The sequence below is a fragment of the Micromonospora andamanensis genome (assembly GCF_016863495.1).
Taxonomy (GTDB): Bacteria; Actinomycetota; Actinomycetes; order Mycobacteriales; family Micromonosporaceae; genus Micromonospora; species Micromonospora andamanensis.
This window is the reverse complement of sequence record NZ_BOOZ01000003.1, coordinates 210746-234453: the sequence shown is the minus strand read 5'-3', so window position 1 is coordinate 234453 and position 23708 is coordinate 210746. Positions and strand designations below refer to the sequence as shown.

The following is a 23708-nucleotide window of genomic DNA, read 5'->3' as shown; positions in this document are numbered from 1 at the left end:
TCGGACCGCCGCGCCGGCGCTCCGGTTACGGTGATGCGATGAGCAGCACCCAGTCGGGCAGCGACCAGGTCAGCCGCGTCGACCGACTCGGTCCGGCGGAGATCACCGAAGTGCTGGCGCTCGCCCGTACGGCAGGTGACGCCGACGGTGCGGACCCGATGGACGAACATGTGCTGCTCCGACTGCGCGACGAGCACGCCGTGGCGAGCCATCTGGTTGCGCGTGCCGCCGACGGCACACTGACCGGGTACGCCCACCTCGACACGACGGACCCGGAGAGCGGGGTCGGTGTGGAGCTGATGGTGCACCCGGCGTACCGGCGGCGGGGCACCGGGCGGGCGTTGGCCCGGGGAGTGCTGGCCACCGCCGCCGGGCCGCTGCGGGCGTGGGCGCACGGCGACCACCCCTCGGCGGCGGCCCTCGCTGTCGATCTCGGCTTCCAGCGCGCCCGGGTCCTCTGGCAACTGCGTCGACCGCTCGACGCCCCGTTGTCCGCACCGCGCCTGCCCGACGGGGTGACCCTGCGCGCGTTCCGCCCCGGCAGCGACGACGACGCCTGGCTGACCCTCAACGCGCGAGCCTTCGCCGACCATCCGGAGCAGGGCCGGTGGACCGCCGAGGACCTGCGGGTACGTCTCGCCGAGCCGTGGTTCGACCCGGCCGGCTTCCTGCTCGCCGTCGAGTCGGCGAGCGGCCGGCTGCTCGGCTTCCACTGGACCAAGGTGCACGAGCGACCCGGTTCCGCCCGCATCGGTGAGGTGTACGTGCTCGGGGTGGAGCCAACCGCGCACGGTGGCGGGCTCGGCCGGGCCCTGACCACGGCCGGGCTGGCGTACCTGCGCGACCGGCGCGGGCTGGACCGGGTGATGCTCTACGTCGACGAGTCGAACACCGGCGCGGTGGCGCTCTACGAGCGGCTCGGCTTCGCCCGCTGGGCCGCCCACGTCAGCTACCAGCTCGGCTGATCCGCCTCAGGGCAGTCGGAACCGGGGCTGGTCCGCGTCGGAGAGGTCCAGGCGGGGCGTGATCGGGGTGACCGCGTCACGGGTCGCCGCCGCTTGAGCCACCGCCGCGAGGTCGGGGCAGGCGGCCACCTCGCCGAGGGTGACCAGGGTGGGCGGGAGCATGGTCAGCTCGCCGGCCACGGCCCGCTCCCCCGCGTCGGCGGGCCGGATCCACAGCGTGTGGTCGGCCTCCGCGGAAACGTGGCGGGTCCGCTGCCCCTCGGGCAGCAGCGCCACGAAGAAGTACGTGTCGAACCGGCGCGGCTCGAACTCCGGGGTCACCCACCGGCTCCACGGCAGCAGCAGATCCGACCGGAGGGTCAGCCCCCGCCCGGCGAGCAGGTCGGCGAACCCGGTATGCCGCTGCTCCAGATCGACCCGCGCGGCCTCCCAACCGTCGTCGCTGACGTCACCGACGACCCGGGCCGGATCGGGTCCGGCGAGCAGCACGCCGGCCTCCTCGAAGACTTCGCGAGCCGCCGCGCAGACCACCGCCTGTGCCGCCGCCGGGTCCAGTCCGAGGCGTACGCCCCAGTCCGTCGGTGTCGGGCCGGCCCAGTCCAGGTGGGTGGTGGAGTCCGAGGGATCCACCCCACCGCCCGGGAAGGCGTACACGCCGCCGAACGTCATCGCCGCGACCCGGCGGATCAGGTAGACCTCGAAGCCGTCATCGGCGGGGCGGAGCAGCAGCACCGTGGCGGCCACCCGGGGCACCGCCGGCGCCGCGCCGGAGGACCGGAAGCGCCGAGCGTGCTCCACAAGCGCCGGCGGCACCGGGAAGCCCCTGTCGGTCCTCATGCGCCGAGCCTAGTCCCGACCCGTGGATGCGCAGTACAGCCCCCTGCTGATCTTCGGTAGCGTCGCGCCATGACTCGTTGGGGCATCCTGGCCACCGGCCACATCGCCGCCCGCTTCGCCGAGGACCTCCGGCTGGTGCCGGGGGCCGAACTTGTCGCGGTCGGCTCACGTACCGCCGAGTCCGCGAGGCGTTTCGCGGAACGGCACGGCGCACCACGGGCGTACGGCTCGTGGGCGGACCTGGCCGCCGACGCCGACGTCGACGTGATCTATGTCGCCACCCCGCACGCCGCCCACCACGAGGCGGCCCTGACCTGCCTCACCGCCGGTCGGCCGGTGCTGCTGGAGAAGCCGTTCACTCTCGACCTGGCCACCAGCACCGAACTGATCGACACCGCCCGCGCCGCAGGGGTCTTCCTCATGGAGGCGATGTGGATGCGGTGCAATCCGCTCATCAGGCGGGTCTGCCAACTGATCGCCGACGGCGCGATCGGCACGTTGACCGGACTCCGGGCCGACTTCGGCGTCGCCGGGCCGTTCCCGCCCGAACACCGGATGCGCGCCCGGGCACTTGGCGGCGGCGCACTGCTGGATCTCGGTGTCTACCCGGTCAGCCTGGCCCACCTGCTGCTGGGCGTGCCGCAGCACGTGCGGTCCTGGGCGAAGCTCGGTCCGGAAGGTACCGACGAGAACACCGGCCTGGTGTTCGGTTACGACTCCGGGGCGGTGGCCACGTTGAGCTGCGGCATGGTGGGTGCCTCCGGGCTCACCGCCTCGATCACCGGCAGCACCGGCCGGATCGACCTGCCCGAGCCGTTCTTCCGGCCCGACGGGTTCACCCTGCACCGCGCGGGCGCGGAACCGGAGACGATCAGCGAGGAGCTTGTGGGTTCGGGCTACCAGCACGAGGCCGTCGAGGTGCAGCGGTGCCTGGCCGAAGGGCTTACCGAGAGCCCGCTGGTGCCGCACTCGGCCACCCTGGAGATCATGGGCCTGCTGGACGACATCCGCGCCCAGATCGGCGTCTCCTACATCTGATCGGCTGGTGGAGGGCCCCCGGTCGCCCAGGGGCCCTTCCACCAGCTCAGCTGAACAGCGGACGAACCAGGAAGTACATCAGGGCGCCGATCGAGCCGGCGGCGGGGAAGGTCAGGATCCAGGCTCCGATGATGTTGCCGGCCACACCCCATCGCACGGCGGAGAGCCGCTTGGTGGCACCCACACCCATGATCGCCGAGGTGATCGTGTGGGTGGTCGAGATCGGCGCGCCGAGCACCAGGGCGTTGAAGTAGAGCACGCCGCTGGCCACCGTCTCGGCCGCGAAGCCCTCCGGTGGACGCAGGTCGATGATCTTCCGGCCCAGGGTGCGGATGATCCGCCAACCACCGGCGTAGGTGCCGGCAGCCAGCACCGCCGCCGAGGTCCAGAACGCCCACTCCGGGATGTACGTCGCGTCGTCCTGGAAGCCACCGACGAAGAGGGCCAGCACCACGATGCCGATGGTCTTGGCGGCGTCCTGCATGCCGTGGCCGACCGACATGGCCGCCGCCGAGGCGGTCTGGGCCCAGCGGAAGCCCCGGTTCAGCTTGCCCGGGTGCCCGTTCCGGAAGATCCACTGCACCGCGACCATCACGATGTAGCCGAGGATGAAGCCGACCATCGGCGACAGGATCATCGGGATGATCACGCTCTCCCCGATGCCGGTCCAGAGCACCGTCCCGGAGGCGGCGACCGTCGAGCCGACCAGGCCGCCGATCAGGGCGTGCGAGGACGACGAGGGCAGGCCGAAGTACCAGGTGATGATGTTCCAGGTGATCGCGCCGATCACCCCGGCGAAGACGATGCCGAGGCTGGAGACACCTGTGGGCAGCTCGACCAGGCCGCTGCCGACGGTCTTGGCCACCTCGGCACCGAAGTGGGCGCCGATGAAGTTGCCGACCGCCGCCATGGCCAGGGCGACCCGTGGTGTCAGCGCCCGGGTGGAGATGCTTGTCGCGATCGCGTTGGCGGCATCGTGGAAGCCGTTGGTGTAGTCGAACACCAGGGCCACCCCGATCACCGCCAGCACGGCGATGAGCTCGGGACTCACAGGCTCAGGACTCCTTGACCGCGATGGTCTCGACGGTGTTGGCGACGTGCTCGAAGGCGTCGCAGGCGGCCTCCAGCTCGTCGGCGACCTCCTTCATCTTCAGCACGGTCAACGCGTCGTACTCACCGGAGAACAGCCGCACCAGCAGCATCCGATAGGCCTGGTCACCGTCGTTCTCCAGCCGGTTGATCTCGATCCAGTAGTCCTCGAGATCCTTCATCGACTTCAACCGGGGCATCGCGTCCGCGGTCAGCTTCGCCTGCTGGTCGAGCACGTGCACCAGCTCGTGCATCTCCCGTGGCAACGACGGCAGCTTGGTCAGCCCGTAGAGGTAGAGCAGGTTGCCCACCGCCTCCAGGTGGTCCATCACGTCGTCGAGCAGAGAGCCGAGCCGGTAGATGTCCTCCCGGTCGAAGGGGGTGACGAAGGTGGAGTTGATCTTCTTGTACAGCTCGTGGGTGATCTGGTCGCTGTCGTGCTCCACCTCGGTGAGCCGTTCGCTCACCGACTGCACCTCGACATCGGGCAGGGCAAGCTCGTTGAGCAGCTCGGTACCCCGGACCAGGTTCTGCGCGGCCCTGGTGAAGAGCTCGTAGAAAGCGCCCTCGTTGGGGCGGAAGGAAAACCTCACAGCACGGACCTCGTCGTGTCGGGTGGAAGGGGTGGCAGCCGCCGCTCGGCGCCCTGCTGAGGGAATGCTAGGGAACCGTCAGATCGGCGATTCGCCGGCCCACCCCTGGCCAGATCGCATTCACCGCTCGTTCAACTTCCGTTCACCTTCACCGGCCCCGTGGTTCCCAGCAGCCGCTCCCGTTCCCGCTCGATGTCGAAGTCGGCTGGCGGATACCCCAGATCAAGAGTGTCGAACGTCTCATTCAGCAGGTGCGCCACCGCCCAGTCCCGGTACCACTTGCGGTCGGCCGGTACCACGTACCACGGCACCAGATCCGTACCGCACCTGGCCAGGACCTCGGCGTACGCGGCCTGGTAGTCGTCCCAACGGGCCCGGGCATCGACGTCCGACGGGTGGTACTTCCAGTGCTTCGTCGGATCGTCCAGGCGGGCCAGCAGCCGCCGCGCCTGCTCGGCCTTGGAGATGTGCAGGAAGACCTTGACCACCACCACCCCGGCGTCGGTCAACTCCCGCTCGAACTCGTCGATCTCCGCGTACCGGGGCCGCCAGACGTCCTCCGGAGCCCGCTCCTGGACCCGGGGCACCAGCACGTCCTCGTAGTGCGAGCGGTTGAAGACCCCCAGGTGGCCCGGCGGTGGCAGGGCCCGGCGGATCCGCCACAGGAAGTGGTGCCGCAGTTCCTCGGCAGTCGGCGGGCCGAACGCCCGGATGTGCACGCCGAGCGGGTTCATCGCCCCGACCACCCGCTTGACCGTGCCGTCCTTGCCACCGCAGTCCATCGCCTGAAGCACCAGCAGCACCCGCCGCCCGACGCCGGGGTCGGCCTTGGCACCGGCGAACAGCATCTCCTGCCGGCCGGCCAGCCCCGCGCCCAGCCGGGCGACCTGCCGGCGGGCCCAGTTCTTGCGATCGGGTCCGGTCACCTCGATGCCGGGCAGCCCCGGAGTCGAGCGGGTGTCGATCGCCGCGAGGTCGACAGGTCCACCGGGCGGCACCCGGAGCCTGTCGCGTACCGCGCCGCCGGTCGGCGCCACCACGTCAAAGCCACAGTCGTCCACCATCGGAGCATCATCACCCGCAGGCCGTCGGTCCGCGCGCCGACGCCGCGTCGTGCCCCGGTTGGGGTCGACGCTGTGGGGAGGCGGTCAGACCACCAGGGCCAACCACTTGCGGTACGAGGTGGCGAACGGCTCCGTGCCGTCGCCGAGCGCGCCGAGCAGCCAGCGGGCCGCCGCCTCGGCCTCCGCCACCAGGTCGTCCGGGTACCCGAACCGGGCCCGGTGCTCGGTGAACTCGTCCTCGTCGCGCAGCTCGACCAGGCCGGTCTCGCGACGCCTCACCACGTCCAGGTCGAGGTCGATCAGGTGGACGGTGTCCTCACCCTCCCAGCGGGCCGGGCTGGCGATGTCGCAGTAGACCTCGCTGGTGCGCGGCGGCGGGTTGAACATGCCCGTCCACCAGGCGTGGTGCGGCACCAGCAGCACGAAGGGAATCTGCTCGACCGACGGTCGGCCGTGGTAGACCGAGCTGGTGCCGGCCGACACGCCGAGCCAGATGCCGAGGTCGTCCTCGGCCAGCCGGCGGGCCGGGTAGTCGCGGTGGGCGCTGCCGTCGAACTTGCGGTAGATCACCCGGATCACGTCGCTCGGCATGAGTCGCACCCTAGCCGATTCCGCCCAGGCGTCGCCGTCGGGAAGTTACCGGACGACGTGGCCGTGTTTTCCGTTCGGTGCCACCACGACACGGCTGTTCGGTACCGACCACGTCCGCCCCGGCGGGTACCGTGCCACGGTGACTCCGCCCCGCACCGCCACCGGCACCGGCACCACCCGCGGCAAGGCACGCCGGCGAGGCGACCGGCCCGGCGGAGCCGAGCTGTTGTCAGCCGCGGTCGGAGCGGTGCCGGGCGGTACGGCTCGGCCGGGCCAGCAGCGGATGGCCACCGCGATCGAGGAGTGCGTCCGCACCGGTGACCACCTTCTGGTGCAGGCCGGCACGGGTACCGGCAAGTCGCTGGCGTACCTCGCCCCGGCGTTGACCGTGGACGGTCCGGTGGTGGTCTCCACCGCCACCCTGGCGTTGCAGTCTCAACTGGTGGAGCACGACCTGCCCCGGTTGGCCGACGCCGTCGAACCGTTGCTCGGCCGACGCCCCACGTTCGCCGTCCTGAAGGGCCGGCACCACTACCTCTGCCTGGCCCGGCTGGAGAACTCCACGGCGGACGAACCGGAGGACACGCTCTTCGACGCCCCGGCCGAGAGTCCCGGTGGCACGCGCTGGCTCGGTGCGGCCGGCCGGTTGGGCAAGCAGGTCCAGCGCCTGCGGGACTGGGCCCTGGAGACCGACACCGGTGACCGCGACGAGTTGGACCCGGGCGTCGACGACCAGACGTGGCGGCTGGTCTCCATGCCGGCCCGCGAGTGCGTCGGCGCCTCCCGCTGCCCGTACGGCGCGGAGTGCTTCGCCGAGGCGTCCCGGGCCCGGGCCCGGGAGGCGGACATCGTGGTGACGAACCACAGCCTGCTCGCGGTCGACATGCTCGCCGGACGCCACATCGTTCCGCCGCACCGGCTGCTCGTCGTCGACGAGGCCCACGAGCTGGCCGACCGGGTCTCCTCGGCGGCCCAGGCGGAGCTGACCCCGGAGCTGATCGACAGGTCCGCCCGGCGGGCCCGTCCACTGCTGCGGCCGGAGACGGCCGAGGCGTTGACCGCGTCCGGTGACGCCCTGGCGGTCGGCCTGGCCGAGGCACCTGTCGGGCGGATCACCAGCGGGCTGCCCGGCCCGCTGCGGGAGGCGTGCACGCTGTTGGACGCCGCCACCCGTACCGCCCTGGACAGCATCGGCGACGTCAAGGCCGACGACCCCGACCTGGTACGCAAGCAGCAGGCCAAGGCCGTTCTCGACGAGCTGTCCACCACCGCCCAGCGACTGCTGGAGGAAGCCGAGCACGACGTGGCCTGGGTGGAGCGCAACGACGTCACCGGGCGGCGGGCGCTCGTGGTCGCGCCGCTGTCGGTCGCCGGCACCCTGGCCACCCACCTCTACGACGAGCGGACCGTGGTGGCCACCTCGGCCACCCTCGCGCTGGGCGGGCGGTTCGACACGGTGGCCCGGGCCCTGGGTCTCGACTCGCCACCACCCGGCCCACCGTCGCCGGCCGCCAGCGCCCTGGCCGCGGCCACCCGGCGCGCCACGCCGGACGATGCGGCGGGTGCTACGGCACCGACCCCGCCGGACCCCGCCGACGGGTTGACCGACTCCGGGCTCGGCTGGCGTTCGCTGGACGTCGGCTCGCCGTTCGACTACCCCCGGCAGGGCATCCTCTACGTGGCCGCCCACCTGCCCCGCCCGGCGGCCTCCGGGCTGCCCGAGGCCGCCGGGGAGGAACTGCTCGCGCTTGTCACCGCGCTCGGCGGTCGTACGCTCGGGCTCTTCTCCTCCCGACGGGCCGCGCAGCAGGCGGCGGAGCTGCTGCGCGCCCGGACCGACCTGCCGGTGCTGCTCCAGGGCGAGGAGGCGCTGCCGCTGCTGGTCCGGCGCTTCCGGGAGGAACGATCGAGCTGTCTGTTCGGGGTGATGTCGCTGTGGCAGGGCGTCGACGTGCCGGGTGATTCGTGCCAGCTCGTGGTGATCGACAGGCTGCCCTTCCCGCGCCCCGACGAACCGCTCGCGGCGGCTCGGGCGGCGGCTGTCGACGCGCAGGGTGGCTCCGGCTTCGCGGCGGTGAGCGTCCCGATCGCCGCGGTGCGGTTGGCCCAGGGCGTGGGCCGGTTGATCCGGGCGAACGGGGACCGGGGCGTAGTGGCGGTGCTCGACTCCCGGCTGGAGACGGCCCGCAGCTACGGCTCGTTCCTGCGCCGCTCGCTGCCGCCGTTCTGGTACACGACCCGCCCAGAGGTGGCCCGGGGCGCGCTGACCCGCCTGGCGGCGAGCTGAGTCGTCCCAGTGCCGCCGCCGGCCACCGCTGTCGCGGCGTGGCCGCGCAGCGGGGTCAGGGCGCCCGGGAGGCGACGACGACGGCGTCGGGCGGGGTGTCCGGGACGCGCCGGGCGGCGAGGCGACGGACCGCGGTGTTGAGCACCGCGATGATGGGCACGGCCACCAACGCGCCGGTGATCCCGGCGAGCACCACACCGGCCGCCAGACCGATGATCACTGCGAGCGGATGGATGGCGACCGCCCTGCCCATGATCAGCGGCTGGAGGACGTGCCCCTCCACCTGCTGCACGCCGATCACCACGCCAAGGATGATCAATGCGGTCACCGGGCCGCTGTCGACGAGCGCCACAAGGACCGCCACGCCTCCGGAGAGGGTCGCGCCGACGATCGGGATGAACGCGCCGAGGAAGACCAGGGCCGCCAGCGGGAAGGCGAACGGGATGTCGAAGATCACCAGGAAGATGCCGATGCCGACGGCGTCGATGAAGGCGACAAGCACTGTCGCCCGAACGTAGGCGACAAGCGTCGCCCAGGCGGCCCGCCCGGCGTCGTCGACCTTCCAACGCGCGGCGACCGGCAGCAGCCGGACCAGGAAACGCCAGATCATGTTGCCGTCGCGCAGGAAGAAGAAGGTGGCGAAGAGGACAAGCACGGTGCCGGTCAGCACCTCGGCGAGGGTGGCTGCGGTGGAGAGGGCACCGCTGGTGAACCGCTCGGTGTTGTTGTTGACCCACTGCTGGGTCTCCTCGATGTACCTGTCGAGGTCGTTGTCCGACAGGTGCAGCGGCCCGGTCTTGAGCCAGTCCTGGATCTGTTGCAGACCCTGGGTCGACTTCGCGGTCAGTTCCGGGACGCCCTTGATGAACTCGTTGACCACCAGGGTGAGCGTGCCGATCACCGCGGCCAGCCCGGTGACCAGCACCACCGCGGTCGCCAGCGATCTCGGCAGGCGGGCCCGGAGCAGCCAGCCGACGGCGGGTGCCAGCAGCGCCGACAGCAGGAGCGCCACGGCCAACGGAATGATCACGATGCTGATCGTGCCGACGAGCTTCAGCAGCGCCCAGAAGACGATGCCGATGACGATCAGTCGCCAACACCAGGCGGCGGCGATCCGCAGCGCGTGCGGCACGTCGGCGTCGTCGCGGCTGGAGGTGGAGTTGTGCACCGGGGTGGGCGGTTCGGCACCGACCACCGTTGCCGCCGGCGGTGCCGCCGGCCCGGGGCTCGACGGGGAGGCCACGCTGGCCGGCTCCGGGGCGTCGGGCGGTGTCCGGCGACCCGCTCGGACCGATTCCCGGCCCGACTCGTACGCGCGACGCAGCCGTCCGCGTATCCGCTCGAAGCGGCTCAAGCGCACCTCCCGGCAGATCTCGGCCCGCGCACTGCGTCAGGTCGGACAGGATACGCCCGACCAGGCAACGGTAGGACGAATTCGTCACCCACAGTGCCCCACCGACCGGTGCGCTAACCCGATGACCACCGACGGCCGGCGGAGAACGACACGGTAGCGTCTGCGGCGTGACAGCCGACCCGAACCTCGACACCGGCCTGCCCATCCGGCTGCTGCACGACCGCGTGCTGGTGCGGATGGAGGGCAGCGACGGCGAGCGGCGTTCCAGCGCCGGCATCGTGATTCCCGCCACCGCGGCCGTGGGCAAACGCCTGGCGTGGGCCACGGCCGTCGGCGTCGGCCCCAACGTACGATCCATCGTCTCCGGCGACCGGGTGCTCTTCGACCCCGACGACCGCTCCGAGGTCGAGTTGCACGGCCGCGGCTACGTGCTGCTGCGGGAACGCGACGTACACGCGGTGGCCGCCGAGCGGATCGAGGAGAACGCGACAGGTCTCTACCTCTGACAGTTCCGCGACCCTCGACCGGCCCACGCGTCGTTTGCCGCGCTCCCCGACGGGAAGCCAGCCGCACCACCGGCCTGGGGAGGGACGATGCCGGTATTCGTGAAGAAGGTGCTGGCCTGGGGAAGCCTCGCGTTCCTGATCTACTTCATGGCGTTCCGGCCGGAGGGCGCCGCGCAGATGTTCAAGGCCATCGGTGCGGCCCTGATGATGATGGCCCAGGGGCTCGGAGACTTCCTCACCAGCCTGATGACCTGAGCTCCGCCCGCCCGGTGACGGGCGGGCGGACCGGGTGCTCAGCGGTGACCGGGCGGCCAGGGGGCGGCGGGCCGTGGCCCGTACCAGCCCGGTTGGCCGTAGCCAGCGGGAAAGGCGGGCGGCGGAGGCGGCGGAGTGAGCACCACCGGGATCGGGACCACAGGCTCCTCGGGTGCCTCCACCGGGCGCTGCGAACCGTCGGGGAAGCGCAGGTGGTAGCGGTGCCCGTCCCAGACGCCGACAGGTGACTGCGGGTCCCGACCGACGAAGTACGACCGGTATGCGGCGATGGAGTGCAACAGTTCCTGTTCCTCCCGGGCCGTCCGGTCCCGGTCGACCGGGCGGCGGTCCAGACCCCGGGTGGCACCGTCGCGAAGCAGCGCCAGCCGGGTCGCCGCGAACTGGTAGCCGCGCATCGCCCGTAGACCGGCGTCGCCGGCCACCCGCCGGGCCCACACCCGGGCCGCGTGTCGCCGGCCGAGGCTGCTCAGCGCGGCCACCTCCGGTGGCGTGAGCCAGCCGGCCCGGACGTAGTCCGGCAGCACCCGTTCGGTGAGCCGCCCCTCCCAGGCCCGCAGCCAGACCGCCAGGCCGACCATGCCGAAGAAGATCGGCACCATCACGCCAACGAAGCCGAAGAGCGAGATCAGCACCTCGCCGGTGGCCTGGGTCAGCGTGGGCAGCAGGTTCCACGCCCCGTGCAGCATCATCGCCAGCAGCAGCCCGGCGACCGGGGCGAAGAACCGCACCCGGCGGTCCGCCGACCGGGCGGCGATACCGAGACCGATACCGGCCATCGAGGTGAACAACGGGTGGGCGAACCCGAAGAGCAGGATCCGGACGATGAAGATGGCGATCACCTGTTGCGCCCCGGTCGCCGGCCCGTACTGCTCGACTCCCGTTGCGTATCCGTACCCACCCAGGTAGAGGATGTTCTCCACCATCGCGAAGCCGATCGCGGAGAGACCGCAGTAGACGAGGCCGTCGGTGATGCCCGACCATTCCCGCCGCCGGAAGACCAGCAGCAGGATCGGGCCGAGTGTCTTTGTCAGTTCCTCGATGAAGGGCGCGACCAGCACGGCGGTGAGCGCGACGGGCAGGCCCTGGTCCTCGAACCAGCCGGCCGCTGTCTCGTTCACCGTCAGCGACGCCGCTGTGGAGACGAAGGCGCCCCAGGCGAAGCAGAAGACCAGGTACTTCAGCGGCTCGGGTTCGTAGCGGTCGAGCCAGAGGAAACAGGCCACCAGCACCGGGACCGGCAGGACCGCGGCGGCGGTACCGACGAGCAGGGCCTCCGGGCCGAGGCTGGTACCGAGGGTGAAGAGCATGAAGATCGCGCAGGCCGCGATCAGGATGATCACCCCAGTCAGCACCAGCGCCCGTCGCCAGCTGAGCCGGCGTCGTGGCATTCCGGGTACGCCACCACCCGCGCCTGGATCGGCGGGCACGGACGGCGACGGCGGCAGAGATCCGCCGGACGGGGTGACGGCCATGCGGTCAGCGTAGTCATGCCCGGCCCGTCGGGCCGGGCGCATGGCCGCCCCGGGTGGACTCAGCCGACCGGGGGCGCGGTAGGTCGTTGCACTGCCGGTTCCGGCCCGGCCGGCGCCCCCGGTCGGTCCAGTTCACCGAAGGAGCGTCGGACCAGCCGGTTCGCCTCCTCCTGACTGATGCCGGAAGCCACCAGCAGGTCACTGGCGGTGGTACGCACCTGGGCCACCACCACGCTGCCGGAGAACCCGACCCCGTCGCCGTACGCCCGGCCGGCCTCGCTGACGGCACGCAGCGACCGCTCCCGGGCCTGCTCGGGTTCCTCGCCCTGAGCGAACTCCTTCTGCAGCTGGCGGACCGACGCGGCCAGGTGGGCGACCGCGTCCGGCATCGGCTCCGGGACCGGCTCGTCGTCCTCCACCAGGGTCACCGCACGACGGATCAGGGTGCCGCTGTTCCGCATCGCCCGGTCGATCGGATCGGCCGCCTCCGCGTAGTGGGTGAGTTCGCTGCGTCGGTGCCACCGCGCCGGGGAGAGCAGCGCGGTCTCCTTGGCGCCCTCGATCGCCTCGGCGAAGGTGGTCAGCTCATCCTTGTTGTCGCGCAACCGGTCCAGCGCACCCTGGATCTTGTCCCGATCACGTTCCCGCAGCCCCTCAGCGGCGCGTTCAAGCTGCTCGGCGAGCAGGTCCAGCGCCGGCCGGGCCGCCCGGTTGAGCACCCGTAGCGGGTTGAGCGGCAGCAGGATCGCGGTGACCAGCAGCGCGATGCTGCCGCCGACTATCGCATCGATGAACCGGGGTATCTCCAGATCCTCGACCGACGGGCTGAGCGTGACGATCAGCACCGCGGTCGCCGCGGCCTGGATGACGATGGCGACGCTGCCGCCGGCGAAGACGGTGAGCACGATGGCGGAGGTGACCACCAACCCGAGTTGCCACGGCCCGGTGCCGAGGAAGTAGATCAGCAGGTCGCCGACGAAGACCCCGACACCCACTCCGAGGATCAGCTCGATGGTCCGGCGGAACCGCTGCCCCACCGAGACGGCCAGGGTGCCGACGGCGGAGATCGGGGCGAAGACCGGCTGCGGATTGCCCAGCAGCTCGTGCGCGGCCACCCAGGACAGCCCGGCCGCCAGACCCGCCTGGGCGGCGAGGCCGAGCGACAGGCGCACCCGGTGCAGGCGGTCGCGCAGGGTGGCCTTCCCACGGTGGTGTAGCTGCGCCATCGTGCCGGCGATCCGGGCCGAGTCCACGTCGGACCGGCCGTCACGCGCACCGTCGCGGCGCAACAGCCGAGACAGTCCGTTCCGGGCCACCGCCATGGCCGGGACTACCCGCCTGGCGCGCGGACATTCCCACCGAAGCGGTACATCCCTCCGATCCGGCGGCAGCGCGTCCCGGGCCCGTCGACGAATGGGGCAGACTCGGCCCGGTGACGGGGTTGATCGCACGATGGCGCGCCGCCGCCCGGGCAGCCGGAGCTGTCGACCCGGGGCCTGTCGACGCCGCCGGGGCCGAACTGCTCGCCCGATGGCGGGAGCCGCACCGGCACTACCACACGGTCGCGCATCTGATCGCCGTGCTCGACGTGATCGACAGGCACGCCTCGACCGCGCGCCGACCTGATCTGGTCCGACTCGCCGCCTGGTGCCACGACGCGGTGTACGACCCTCGCGCGTCCGGCGACCGCAACGAGCGCGACAGTGCGGAGCTGGCCGACGCCCTGCTCATCGGGCTCGGGCTGCCCGCTGCCGCGGTGGCCGAGGTGAATCGACTGGTCCTGCTCACCGCCGGCCATATGGTGGATCCGGCGGACACCGAGGGCGCGCTGCTCTGCGACGCCGACCTGGCCGTGCTGGCCGCACCACCACAGGAGTACGACAGGTACGCCGCCGCGATCCGGCAGGAGTACGCCCACGTCCCCGAGCCGCACTACCGCACCGCCCGCGCCCAGGTGCTCACCGCCCTGCTGGCCCTACCCACCCTCTACCGCATCCCGGCGCTGGCCGCCCACTGGACCCACCCCGCCCACACAAACCTCACCCGCGAACTAACCCACCTCTCCCCCTGACCCGCTGACCCCCTAACCCACCCCAACCCACCCCCACCGCGATCATGCAGTTGTGGCAGGTTTTACGGGTGTCATATCCCCTTTGTCACGTGCCACAACTGCATGATCGGCGCGGAGCCGGGTGGGGCGGGAGAGGTGTTTGGGGCGGCGGAGGTTGGCGGCGCGGAGGAGGCGGACGATGTCGCGGCTGGGCACGACCTGCGCGCCGAGCCAGACGGCCATCGCGAAGCGGTCCGCGGGGATGTCGTAGTGGTCCCGGTCGAAGCCCCGCCTGGGGGCACCCAGCATCTCGGCGAAGGCGTGCAGCTCGGCGAGGGAGACGTCACTGATCAGGTGCGACCAGAGGCGGCCGCGCCCCGGCCAGGACGGCCGGTCCACGTAGATCACGGCAGCCACCGTACCGGGCGCCGACCCAGGTTGGTGATCACCTGTGGCCGGTCGTAGCCTCGGCCGCATGGCCACCTCCCCGTTCCTCGACGACCTGCGTGCCGCGCTCGGGCCGGAGGCGGTACTCACCGATCCGGACCTGCTGCGCGGGCACGAGCGGGACGAGGCCGACCTGTGTGCCTCGGCGATCCCGCTCGTGGTGACCCGGCCGCGCAGTACCGAGGAGGTGGTCGCGGTGGTCCGGGCAGCCGGACGGTACGGCGTACCTGTGGTGCCGCAGGGTGCGCGTACCGGGCTGGCGGGCGCGGCGAACGCGGTCGACGGCGCTGTGGTGATCAGCACCACCGCGATGGACGCGATCCTGGAGATCGATCCGGTGAGTCGGATCGCTGTCGTCCAGCCGGGAGTGGTAAACGCCGCGCTCAGCGCCGCCGTGGGCGAGCGCGGTCTCTGGTACCCGCCGGACCCGGGTTCCTGGGAGTCGTCCACCATCGGCGGCAACGTCGCCACCAACGCGGGCGGGATGTGCTGCGTCAAGTACGGCGTGACCACCGAGTACGTGCTCGGTCTGGAGGTGGTGCTCGCCTCCGGCGAGGTGCTGCGCACCGGGCGGCGCACCGCCAAGGGCGTGGCCGGCTACGACCTGACCCGACTCTTCGTCGGTTCGGAGGGCACCCTCGGTGTGATCACCGAAGTGACGGTGGCGCTGCGGCCCGCTCCGGCGGAGTCGCTGACCCTGGTCGCGGTGTTCGGCTCGACCGCCACGGCGGGCGAGGCGGTGGCCCGGATCGCCGCCCAGGGGCTCTCTCCCAGCCTGCTGGAACTGCTCGACCGCACCCACCTGGCGGCGATCGAGGCGTACCGGCCGATGGGGTTGCGCACCGACGCAGAGGCGCTGCTGCTGGCCGCCGCCGACACCGGCACCCGGGCGGCGGCGGACCTGGCCGAGTTGGCCGCGGCCTGCGAGGCGGCCGGCGCCGAGGAGGTCTACGCGGCCAGCGACGCCGTGGAAGCCGCCGCGTTGTTGCAGGCCCGCCGACTGGCCCACCCGGCCATGGAGAAGTACGCCGCGGACACGTACCCGGGCGGCAACGGTGGACTGATCATCGACGACCTGGCGGTACCCCGGGGAACTCTGGCCGCGCTGCTCGACGGGGTGGCCCGGATCGCGGCCGAGTGCCAGGTGCCGATCGGCGTGGTCGGTCATGCCGGTGACGGCAACATGCACCCCAACATCGTCGTCGACCGAGCCGATCCGGCGAGCCTGGAGCGCGGCCGGCGGGCCTTCGACGAGATCATGCGGTTGGGGCTGGACCTCGGCGGCACCTGCACCGGTGAGCACGGCGTCGGCCTGCTCAAGCGGGACTGGCTGGCCCGGGAGATCGGTCCGGTGGGTGTCCGGGTGCACCACGCGATCAAGGCGGCGCTCGACCCGACCGGCCTGCTCAACCCCGGAAAGGTGCTCTGACCCGCGTCAGCCGACCATCTCGGCGGGCGTGTTCTGGGTGAGCAGCAGCAGGATCTCCTCGGCCACCGGCGGCCGTTCCTCCCCCGGGCAGTCCTGGGAGGTGATCAGGCCGGCTGCGGTCAGCAGGCTTGAGGTGAGAGCGCCGACGCAGCTGACCCGGTAGCCGCGCGCCTCGTCGGTCTCCCGGGCCAGATCCGGCTCGGCTAGGAGCTGCTGCAGGCGCTCCCGCTGCTCCTCGCTCAACGCGCCGGTCGAGGTGACCCCGTCGCCGGCACAGTCGATGCACTCCCAGCGCCCGTCCGGCTCCACGTTCAGGGTGCGTAGCGGCCCGTCGGGACCGTGATTCTGCAGCAGGCTGACCCGGCCCTTTCCGGTGGTGGCAGCCCCCGCACCGCCGGGTTGCCCGGCAGCCGGGGCGCTCGCCTCCACGGACGGGTCGGAGCGATCACCGAAGGGGGCGCAGCCGCTGAGGACGATCGCCAGCAGGGCGACGCCGGGCAGGAAGGCCAGTCGTGATCGGGAAAGCGCCATCACTCGCGGAACTTACCCCACCGTAGGTAGCGAGCGTAACCCGCCGGATGGATATCCATGCTCAGCGATCTCCAGAGTGGATAGGTCAGCGGGCCAGGCCCGCCGCGCCGTCGTCGGCACCCCGATCCGCCGGGTATCCCCGCACATCCGGGGCACCGAGTCGCGCGGCGTCGGCTGTCGCGTCGTCCGGCATCAGCTGGGACTGCCGCTCGGCCTCCACCCGGGCCCGGTAGTGGATCACCTCCCGGGTCCGTCGGGCCGCGTCCCAGCCCAGCACCGCGCCCATCAGCTCCGCCGCGTGTTCCGCCGACTCCAGGCCCCGGTGCGCCGTCTCGAAGGAGATCCGGGTACGCCGGGTCAGCACGTCCTCCAGGTGCAACGCCCCTTCGGCGCGGGCCGCGTACGTCACCTCTGCGGCGAGGTACTCCGGCGCGCCGGCCAGCGGGGAGGCCAGCAGCGGGTCGGCGTCGATCAGGGCGAGCAGGTCCAGAGTCAGGCTGCCGTAGCGCTCCAGCAGGTGCTCCACCACGCCCACCGGCAAACCGTGGCGGCGGGCCAGATCCGCCCGGTCCCGCCACATTGCCGTGTACCCGTCCGCGCCGAGCAGCGGCAGGTCCGCGGTGCGCGACACACGCTGGCCGCCGAGCCGCCGCACCGCCCGGTCCACCACGTCGGCGGCCATCACCCGGTACGTCGTGTACTTGCCACCGGCCACCAGCAGGAGCCCGAGCATCGGCTCGATGACGGCGTGCTCCCGGGAGAGCTTCGAGGTGGAGTCCGCCTCGCCGGCCAGCAACGGACGCAGTCCGGCGTAGACACCCTCGATGTCGGCGGTGGTCAGTGGGCGGTCCAGCACCGTGTTGACCTGCCGGAGCAGGTACTCGATGTCGCTGGCGGAGGCGGCCGGATGCGAACGGTCCAACCGCCAGTCGGTGTCCGTGGTACCGATGATCCAGTGTCCACCCCACGGGATGACGAACAGGACACTTGTGGCCGTACGCAGGATCAGTCCGGTCTCACCGGTGATTGCCGAGCGGGGCACCACCAGGTGCACGCCCTTGGACGCCCGGACCCGGATACCGGGCCGCAGCCCGACGTCGTTGAGCATCCGCGACATGTCGTCGGTCCAGACACCCGTGGCGGCGATGACCGTGCGGGCGCGTACCTCGAACTCGGCTTCGGGGGAGCCGGCGGGTGCCTCCAGGTCGCGAACCCGGACCCCGGTGACCTCCCGTGCCTGCCGGATCAGCCCGACCGCGCGGGCGCTGCTCACCACCGTCGCGCCCAGGCTGGCGGCGGTGCGCGCCAGCGTCACCACCAGACGGGCGTCGTCGACCTGCCCGTCGTGGTAGCGGATAGCGCCGGCCAGGCCGTCGGAGCGCAGGCTCGGGAAGACGCGGCGGGCACCCTCCCGGCTCAGGTGCCTGTGCAACGGCATCCCCCGGCCGCCGCCGAACACGCCCGCGAAGGCGTCGTACGCGGCCACCCCGGCACCGTAGTAGGCCCGACGCAGCAGCCGGGCGGGCAGGTCACGGACGCCCTGACCGGCGGGGAGCGGTACCAGGAACGGCACCGGCCGCACCAGGTGCGGCGCCAGCCGGGTGGCCAGCAGCCCGCGCTCGGTGAGCGCCTCGTGCACCAGGCCCAACTCCAACTGTTCCAGGTAGCGCAGACCACCGTGGATCAGCTTGCTGGACCGGCTGGAGGTGCCGGCGGCGAAGTCGCGCGCCTCGACCAGGGCCACCTTGAGGCCCCGGGAGGCGGCGTCGACTGCCGCTCCGGCACCGGTCACCCCGCCCCCGATCACCAGCACGTCGAACCGCTCGGCGCGCAACCGACGCAGGTCGGCGGCGCGGCGGGCGGGCGAGAGCTGCCCGGCAACGGACCGCAGAACGTTCGGATCACGCACCCGTCCACGTTAACCGCCCCGGCCCTCCCCCACACGTGCCGGCACCGGCACCTCCGTCGGTTCCCCGGCAGCCGTCGGGTTTCAGAAGCGGCCGGGCCGTACTGTGTGCGGATGCGGGCGGAACCCACCACACCCGGCTCGACCGGTAGCCCCTGGGCGATCGTCGCGGCGGTGTTCGCCGGCTGCTGGACGGTCGCGGTCACGGTCCTGGCGCAGACCGGCGGCTGGGCCGTCGAGCAGGTGGTGCTGATCGGCGGACTGGACCGGCTGGTGCCGCTCTGGCCGGTGGTCTGCGTGCTCACCGTGCTGCTGATCGCCGCCGCGACGCTGCCGTTGGCCCTGATTCCCCGCTCGGCGACGGTCCGCGTCACCGGACGACTCTGGTTCGCCGGTGCGCTCGTGCTCGGCGTGCTCGGGCTGCTGCGGACGATCCCTCCGGTGCACCACGAGGCGTACCTCGCCGCGCTGGCCCTCGTGGCGATGCTGCTGGCGGTGGTGACGACCCGGCTACCCGCCCACGTCCTCGGCCCCGGCCGACCTCCCGAAACCTCGCAGCCCGAGTACGCCCCCGAAAGCCCTGACGGCCCCGGGGCGGTCACCGCCGAGCCCGTCGGCGGTCCCGGGGCGGCAGACCTGGCTGGACGGCCGGCACGACTCGACGCACGTCCGTCGGTGGCGGCCCTGCTCGCCGTGGCGGCCGGGCTCGCCCTGCTGCTGCCCTGGGTCTGGTTGGGCGCGCTCGGCGGGTTGCTGGAGACCATTCTCGCCGGACTGGGCGCGGCAGCCGTCGGCGTACTGGCCGCAGCGTTGCTCGATGCCCGGTTCTGGGCTCGCTTCGAGGCCGGCGAGCCACCTCGACCGGCCGGCCTGGTGCTGGTGGGCGGTCTCGTCGCCGGGGTGGCGCTGCTGCTGGTGGGCGCCGGCACCGGCCACTCCGGTGCACACCTGCCGCTGCTGGTGACGCTGCCGCCCACCGGCTTCGCGTTGGCCGCGCTGCGGGCGGTGACCCGCCATCCGGCCGGAGCGGGCGGCCGGGCGCCGACCGCCTGGCTGGTCGGGCTCGGCGTGTTCGGCCCGTTGGCCTTCACCGATCCGGAGGAGGTCAGCCTGCTGCTGGTCGGCACCCGCGACGTGCCGTTCTGGGTGGCGGCCGCGACCGGGGCCGCACTCGCCGTCGGGCTGGTGCTCGCGGTCGGGTACGCCCTGCTGCTGGCCCGCCCCTCGGCCCGCGCGCCCGGCCGGGCGCTGGCCGGTGCGAGCGCCCTGACGCTGCTGGTCACGGTCGGCCTGGTCGGCGGCGCGGCGGGCCAGCCCGGGCTGTACGGGGAACGGCTCTTCGTGCTGCTGCGGGAACAGGCGGACCTCAGCGGTGTGAGCGGCGGGCCAGGTCGAGCGGGTCGGGACGCCCGGGCCGGTGAGGTCTACCGGCGGCTTGTCGACACCGCCGACCGGACCCAGGCCGACCTGCGGCGGGACCTGCGCCGGGCACGGTTGCCGCACACCCCCTACTACCTGGTCAACGCGATCGAGGTGGATGGTGGTCCGGCGGTGCGGGCCTGGCTGTCCCGCCGGCCCGAGGTGGCCCGGGTGCTTGTCAACCAGCGGCTGCGGCCGTTGCCGGCCCCCGCCGACAGCGCCAGCGCCACCGGCGACGCCCCGCCCCCGTCCGGCCCGCCGTGGCACATCACCATGATCGGCGCGGATCGGGTCTGGTCCGAGTTGGACGTCACAGGCGCCGGGGTGACGGTGGGCAGCTCCGACTCCGGGGTGGACGGGGGTCATCCGACCCTGGCCGGGGGCTTCCGGGGTGGCGACGACTCGTGGTTCGACCCGTGGAACGGCACCGGGACGCCGGCTGACCGCAGCGGGCACGGCACCCACACGGTGGGCAGCGCTGTCGGGCGGGGCGGCATCGGAGTGGCCCCCGGGGCGCAGTGGGTGGGCTGCGTGAACCTCGACCGCAACCTGGGGAATCCGGCCGCCTACCTCGACTGCCTCCAGTTCATGCTGGCGCCCTTCCCGCCCGGCGGCGATCCGTTCCGGCAGGGACGGCCCGCCCGGGCGCCGGAGATCCTGACCAACTCGTGGGGCTGCCCACCGATCGAGGGCTGCGATCCGCGAGCGCTGCGGCCGGCCACGGCGGCGTTGGAGGCCGCCGGCATCCTCGTGGTCGCGGCGGCCGGCAACACCGGCCCGTTCTGCGGTTCCGTGCAGGACCCGCCCGCACCGTACGCGGACGTGCTGACCGTCGGCGCGGTGGACGACCGGCGGCGGGTGACCGCCTTCTCCTCCCGTGGCCCGACGATCTCCGGTGCAACGAAACCGGATCTGATGGCACCGGGGGCGGAGATCGTTTCGGCGATGCCGGGCGGCGGGTACGCCGTGCTCGACGGCACCTCGATGGCCACGCCGCAGGTGGCCGGCGTGGTCGCGCTGATGTGGTCGGCCAACCCTGAACTCATCGGTGATCTGGACCGGACCCGCCGGATTCTGGCCGAGACGGCAGACCCGGTCGAGACCGACGGCCCGTCCCGGGACCAGACCGACGACTGCGGTGGGCCGCCGAACATCGCCGGTGCCGGCCTGGTCAACGCGTACGAGGCGGTTTCGGCGGCCCGTGGTTGATCGTCCGTAACCGATTTCACCCAACGTGAGCGAATCTCGCCCCGGGGTTATCCGACCATTCCTGACCTGCTATCTTGCGGCTTCATGCACGGTCATTCACCCGGGGCGGCGGCTCCCCTGCCGCCGTCGTCGACAGCCCGCTGGCGGGGCATGGCCCTGCTGATCCTGCTGGGCGTCCCGGCCCTCGTCGTGGCGCTGTGCTGCGGAGTGGTCCACGTGGTCACCAGGTCCGCCACCGACGACCCGTTCAGCCACCGCGGCGGCGTCACCGGCCCGCCCTGACCCGGGTCACCGGTTCAGCACCGGCGGTGCCCGCATTCGGGCAGTGCAGCGCGTCCGGGGCGAATGCGTCGTCTCCCGTACCGCAGGTCGCGGTGCCGCAGTCGAAAGGGCAAATGGCAGATAGATCCTGATAATGCCGTTCAGCCGCCCCGACGCTCGGCGCCCCCTACCGTTTCGGTAGAGGAGGCAGCGATGACCATGGACGACGATCAGACCCGGGACGCCCCGCCGGCCACCCGGGCCACGGTCCACGGACTCCCCGGCCAACTGCCGATCGACCGGCTCGACTATGGCGACGCCGAGCAACTGGCCGAGATGACAGGTGCGAGCGAGCCACCCGAGGAGCCACTCATCCTGGTGGACGAGCCGGTTCAACACCCACCGTACGACCGGGCGCGGCAGCGACGGAACCGGCGGCCACTGCCGACGTAGCGGTCCAGGCGGCAACACTGCGGGGACCAGAGACGACGACACTGCCGAGACACAGCGGAAGGGGCGGACCGCTGACGCGGCCCGCCCCTTCCGGCGTTGGAGCTGGACTCAGAAGTCCATGTCCCCGCCGCCCGGGCCAGCCGGTGCGGCCGGGGTCTTCTCCGGCTTGTCCGCCACGACGGCCTCGGTGGTGAGGAACAGCGCGGCGATCGACGAGGCGTTCTGCAGCGCCGAACGGGTCACCTTGGCCGGGTCGATGATGCCCGCGGCCAGCAGGTCGACGTACTCGCCGGTCGCGGCGTTGAGGCCGTGACCCGGGTCGAGGTTGCGGACCCGCTCCACCACGACGCCGCCCTCAAGGCCGGCGTTCACGGCGATCTGCCGCAGCGGGGCGTCCAGCGCGATCTTCACGATCTGCGCGCCGGTCGCCTCGTCGCCGGCCAGGTCGAGCTTGTCGAAGGCGGTCTTGCCGGCCTGAACCAGCGCGACACCACCACCCGGGACGATGCCCTCCTCGACGGCGGCCTTGGCGTTGCGGACCGCGTCCTCGATGCGGTGCTTGCGCTCCTTGAGCTCGACCTCGGTGGCCGCGCCGACCTTGATCACCGCAACGCCGCCGGCCAGCTTGGCCAGCCGCTCCTGCAGCTTCTCCCGGTCGTAGTCGGAGTCGCTCTTGTCAATCTCGGCCCGGATCTGGTTGACCCGGCCCTGGATCTGCTCGGCGTCGCCGGCACCGTCGACGATCGTGGTCTCGTCCTTGGTCACCACGACCTTGCGGGCGCGGCCCAGCATGTCGAGACTGACGGCGTCCAGCTTGAGGCCGACCTCCTCGCTGATGACCTGGCCACCGGTGAGGATGGCGATGTCGGTCAGCATGGCCTTACGGCGGTCACCGAAGCCCGGAGCCTTCACGGCGACCGACTTGAAGGTGCCACGGACCTTGTTGACCACGAGCGTGGCCAGGGCCTCGCCCTCCAGGTCCTCGGCGATGATCAGCAGCGGCTTGCCGCCCTGCATGACCTTCTCCAGGATCGGGAGCAGGTCCTTGACCGACGAGATCTTGCTGTTCGCGATCAGGATGTACGGGTCGTCGAAGACGGCCTCCATACGCTCCGGGTCGGTCATGAAGTAGGCCGAGATGTAGCCCTTGTCGAAGCGCATACCCTCGGTGAGCTCCAGCTCCAGCCCGAAGGTGTTGCTCTCCTCGACGGTGATGACGCCTTCCTTGCCGACCTTGTCCATCGCCTCGGCGATGATCTCGCCGACGCTGGTGTCACCAGCGGAGATGGAGGCGGTGGAGGCGATCTGCTCCTTGGTCTCAACGTCCTTGGCGAGCTTCAGCAGCTCCTCCGAGACGTTGGCGACGGCAGCCTCGATGCCCCGCTTCAGGGCCATCGGGTTGGCACCGGCGGCCACGTTGCGCAGGCCCTCGCGAACGAGTGCCTGGGCCAGGACGGTCGCCGTCGTCGTGCCGTCACCGGCGACGTCGTCGGTCTTCTTGGCGACCTCCTTGACCAGCTCGGCGCCGATCTTCTCGTACGGGTCCTCGAGCTCGATCTCCTTGGCGATGCTCACACCATCGTTGGTGATGGTGGGGGCACCCCACTTCTTCTCGAGCACGACGTTGCGGCCCTTGGGGCCGAGGGTCACCTTCACGGCGTCGGCGAGCTGGTTCATGCCCCGCTCGAGGCCGCGGCGCGCCTCTTCGTCGAACGCGATCATCTTGGCCATACGGCGTTGTCCTCCTGGACACTCACGGGCCACCCGAGTGTGTGCCCCGGATGGGCCGTCTGGTGTACGCACCTTGGGACGTCGCCACCTGGCGACGGCGACGTCTCCTCGGCCGGGCCGGATAGCCCGCGACGACCGGCCACGTGCCTCACCCGTGGTTATGTCACGGGCGCGACCGCAGCCCCACCGTCCCGACCAAC

Annotated in this window: 22 protein-coding genes; 10 read left to right on the top strand and 12 right to left on the bottom strand. The window is 72.0% G+C overall.

What is annotated here, in order from left to right:
• Positions 1-38 precede the first annotated feature (38 nt).
• Positions 39-965: a mycothiol synthase gene (gene mshD, locus Van01_RS03575; RefSeq protein ID WP_203999756.1), complete on the top strand. Its 927-nt coding sequence runs from the start codon at positions 39-41 to the stop codon at positions 963-965.
• Positions 966-971: 6 nt separating this feature from the next.
• Here the strand turns inward: mshD and Van01_RS03570 are convergent, their stop codons facing one another.
• Positions 972-1802 (bottom strand): NUDIX hydrolase, encoded by an 831-nt coding sequence (locus tag Van01_RS03570; protein ID WP_203999742.1) that lies wholly within the window; start codon positions 1800-1802, stop codon positions 972-974.
• A gap of 69 nt (positions 1803-1871) precedes the next feature.
• Between Van01_RS03570 and Van01_RS03565 the strand changes: the two genes are divergently transcribed.
• The gene (locus Van01_RS03565; protein WP_203999739.1) at positions 1872-2840 is read left to right on the top strand and encodes a Gfo/Idh/MocA family protein; all 969 of its coding nucleotides are present in this window, start codon (positions 1872-1874) and stop codon (positions 2838-2840) included.
• Positions 2841-2886: 46 nt separating this feature from the next.
• Here the strand turns inward: Van01_RS03565 and Van01_RS03560 are convergent, their stop codons facing one another.
• The 4 genes from Van01_RS03560 to Van01_RS03545 form a co-directional block, all read right to left on the bottom strand.
• Entirely contained in the window at positions 2887-3891 is a 1005-nt protein-coding gene (locus Van01_RS03560) for an inorganic phosphate transporter (protein ID WP_203999736.1), read from the bottom strand.
• Positions 3892-3895: 4 nt separating this feature from the next.
• Positions 3896-4522: a DUF47 domain-containing protein gene (locus Van01_RS03555; protein ID WP_099849257.1), complete on the bottom strand. Its 627-nt coding sequence runs from the start codon at positions 4520-4522 to the stop codon at positions 3896-3898.
• Between the two features lie 131 nt (positions 4523-4653).
• Complete coding sequence (locus Van01_RS03550) at positions 4654-5586, bottom strand: PPK2 family polyphosphate kinase (protein WP_203999734.1); 933 nt, start codon at positions 5584-5586, stop codon at positions 4654-4656.
• An 84-nt stretch (positions 5587-5670) separates the two neighbouring features.
• Positions 5671-6177 carry a DUF402 domain-containing protein gene (locus tag Van01_RS03545; protein ID WP_203999733.1) on the bottom strand — a complete coding sequence of 169 codons (507 nt, stop codon included), beginning with the start codon at positions 6175-6177 and terminating at the stop codon, positions 5671-5673.
• Positions 6178-6316: 139 nt separating this feature from the next.
• Here Van01_RS03545 and Van01_RS03540 point away from each other — a divergent pair, with 139 nt between their 5' ends.
• Entirely contained in the window at positions 6317-8464 is a 2148-nt protein-coding gene (locus Van01_RS03540; RefSeq protein ID WP_203999731.1) for an ATP-dependent DNA helicase, read from the top strand.
• Between the two features lie 55 nt (positions 8465-8519).
• On the opposite strand, the gene Van01_RS03535 is transcribed toward Van01_RS03540, so the two are convergent.
• A complete protein-coding gene (locus Van01_RS03535; RefSeq protein ID WP_239092730.1) occupies positions 8520-9818 on the bottom strand; it encodes an AI-2E family transporter in 1299 nt (432 codons plus the stop codon).
• A gap of 167 nt (positions 9819-9985) precedes the next feature.
• On the opposite strand from Van01_RS03535, the gene Van01_RS03530 reads away from it, so the two are divergent.
• Both Van01_RS03530 and Van01_RS03525 read left to right on the top strand, forming a co-directional pair.
• A complete protein-coding gene (locus tag Van01_RS03530) occupies positions 9986-10324 on the top strand; it encodes a GroES family chaperonin (protein ID WP_203999716.1) in 339 nt (112 codons plus the stop codon).
• Between the two features lie 87 nt (positions 10325-10411).
• Positions 10412-10579 carry a hypothetical protein gene (locus Van01_RS03525; RefSeq protein ID WP_166458800.1) on the top strand — a complete coding sequence of 56 codons (168 nt, stop codon included), beginning with the start codon at positions 10412-10414 and terminating at the stop codon, positions 10577-10579.
• Between the two features lie 38 nt (positions 10580-10617).
• On the opposite strand, the gene Van01_RS03520 is transcribed toward Van01_RS03525, so the two are convergent.
• On the bottom strand, positions 10618-12114 hold the full coding sequence (locus Van01_RS03520) for a PrsW family intramembrane metalloprotease (protein WP_203999713.1): 1497 nt from the start codon (positions 12112-12114) through the stop codon (positions 10618-10620).
• 17 nt (positions 12115-12131) lie between these two features.
• On the bottom strand, positions 12132-13388 hold the full coding sequence (locus Van01_RS03515) for an FUSC family protein (RefSeq protein WP_239098849.1): 1257 nt from the start codon (positions 13386-13388) through the stop codon (positions 12132-12134).
• Between the two features lie 116 nt (positions 13389-13504).
• Here Van01_RS03515 and Van01_RS03510 point away from each other — a divergent pair, with 116 nt between their 5' ends.
• A complete protein-coding gene (locus Van01_RS03510; protein ID WP_203999708.1) occupies positions 13505-14143 on the top strand; it encodes an HD domain-containing protein in 639 nt (212 codons plus the stop codon).
• 42 nt (positions 14144-14185) lie between these two features.
• Here Van01_RS03510 and Van01_RS03505 read toward each other — a convergent pair whose 3' ends face one another.
• Entirely contained in the window at positions 14186-14530 is a 345-nt protein-coding gene (locus Van01_RS03505) for a DUF4031 domain-containing protein (protein ID WP_203999706.1), read from the bottom strand.
• A gap of 67 nt (positions 14531-14597) precedes the next feature.
• On the opposite strand from Van01_RS03505, the gene Van01_RS03500 reads away from it, so the two are divergent.
• Positions 14598-15998 carry an FAD-binding oxidoreductase gene (locus tag Van01_RS03500; protein ID WP_203999704.1) on the top strand — a complete coding sequence of 467 codons (1401 nt, stop codon included), beginning with the start codon at positions 14598-14600 and terminating at the stop codon, positions 15996-15998.
• A 6-nt stretch (positions 15999-16004) separates the two neighbouring features.
• Here the strand turns inward: Van01_RS03500 and Van01_RS03495 are convergent, their stop codons facing one another.
• Both Van01_RS03495 and Van01_RS03490 read right to left on the bottom strand, forming a co-directional pair.
• Positions 16005-16529, bottom strand: coding sequence for a hypothetical protein (locus tag Van01_RS03495; protein ID WP_203999693.1), 525 nt, complete (start codon positions 16527-16529; stop codon positions 16005-16007).
• Between the two features lie 85 nt (positions 16530-16614).
• Positions 16615-18438, bottom strand: a complete 1824-nt coding sequence (locus Van01_RS03490; protein ID WP_203999689.1) for a glycerol-3-phosphate dehydrogenase/oxidase — start codon at positions 18436-18438, stop codon at positions 16615-16617.
• 111 nt (positions 18439-18549) lie between these two features.
• Between Van01_RS03490 and Van01_RS03485 the strand changes: the two genes are divergently transcribed.
• The 3 genes from Van01_RS03485 to Van01_RS03475 all read left to right on the top strand — a co-directional run bounded on the left by Van01_RS03485 (position 18550) and on the right by Van01_RS03475 (position 21777).
• Positions 18550-21063: a S8 family serine peptidase gene (locus tag Van01_RS03485; RefSeq protein WP_203999686.1), complete on the top strand. Its 2514-nt coding sequence runs from the start codon at positions 18550-18552 to the stop codon at positions 21061-21063.
• An 84-nt stretch (positions 21064-21147) separates the two neighbouring features.
• On the top strand, positions 21148-21345 hold the full coding sequence (locus Van01_RS03480) for a hypothetical protein (protein ID WP_203999683.1): 198 nt from the start codon (positions 21148-21150) through the stop codon (positions 21343-21345).
• A 192-nt stretch (positions 21346-21537) separates the two neighbouring features.
• Positions 21538-21777 carry a hypothetical protein gene (locus Van01_RS03475; RefSeq protein WP_204000656.1) on the top strand — a complete coding sequence of 80 codons (240 nt, stop codon included), beginning with the start codon at positions 21538-21540 and terminating at the stop codon, positions 21775-21777.
• Between the two features lie 108 nt (positions 21778-21885).
• On the opposite strand, the gene groL is transcribed toward Van01_RS03475, so the two are convergent.
• Complete coding sequence (gene groL / locus Van01_RS03470; protein WP_203999680.1) at positions 21886-23508, bottom strand: chaperonin GroEL; 1623 nt, start codon at positions 23506-23508, stop codon at positions 21886-21888.
• Positions 23509-23708: the final 200 nt, after the last annotated feature.

Excerpts from the sequence above, each read along its gene's own strand:
- Van01_RS03520 (WP_203999713.1), bottom strand. The coding sequence starts at position 12,114 with ATGCGCCCGGCCCGACGGGCCGGGCATGACTACGCTGACCGCATGGCC.
- groL (WP_203999680.1), bottom strand. The coding sequence starts at position 23,508 with ATGGCCAAGATGATCGCGTTCGACGAAGAGGCGCGCCGCGGCCTCGAG.
- Van01_RS03485 (WP_203999686.1), top strand. The coding sequence starts at position 18,550 with ATGCGGGCGGAACCCACCACACCCGGCTCGACCGGTAGCCCCTGGGCG.
- Van01_RS03475 (WP_204000656.1), top strand. The coding sequence starts at position 21,538 with ATGACCATGGACGACGATCAGACCCGGGACGCCCCGCCGGCCACCCGG.
- Van01_RS03550 (WP_203999734.1), bottom strand. The coding sequence starts at position 5,586 with ATGGTGGACGACTGTGGCTTTGACGTGGTGGCGCCGACCGGCGGCGCG.
- Van01_RS03525 (WP_166458800.1), top strand. The coding sequence starts at position 10,412 with ATGCCGGTATTCGTGAAGAAGGTGCTGGCCTGGGGAAGCCTCGCGTTC.
- mshD (WP_203999756.1), top strand. The coding sequence starts at position 39 with ATGAGCAGCACCCAGTCGGGCAGCGACCAGGTCAGCCGCGTCGACCGA.
- Van01_RS03545 (WP_203999733.1), bottom strand. The coding sequence starts at position 6,177 with ATGCCGAGCGACGTGATCCGGGTGATCTACCGCAAGTTCGACGGCAGC.
- Van01_RS03480 (WP_203999683.1), top strand. The coding sequence starts at position 21,148 with ATGCACGGTCATTCACCCGGGGCGGCGGCTCCCCTGCCGCCGTCGTCG.
- Van01_RS03565 (WP_203999739.1), top strand. The coding sequence starts at position 1,872 with ATGACTCGTTGGGGCATCCTGGCCACCGGCCACATCGCCGCCCGCTTC.
- Van01_RS03570 (WP_203999742.1), bottom strand. The coding sequence starts at position 1,802 with ATGAGGACCGACAGGGGCTTCCCGGTGCCGCCGGCGCTTGTGGAGCAC.
- Van01_RS03495 (WP_203999693.1), bottom strand. The coding sequence starts at position 16,529 with ATGGCGCTTTCCCGATCACGACTGGCCTTCCTGCCCGGCGTCGCCCTG.
- Van01_RS03500 (WP_203999704.1), top strand. The coding sequence starts at position 14,598 with ATGGCCACCTCCCCGTTCCTCGACGACCTGCGTGCCGCGCTCGGGCCG.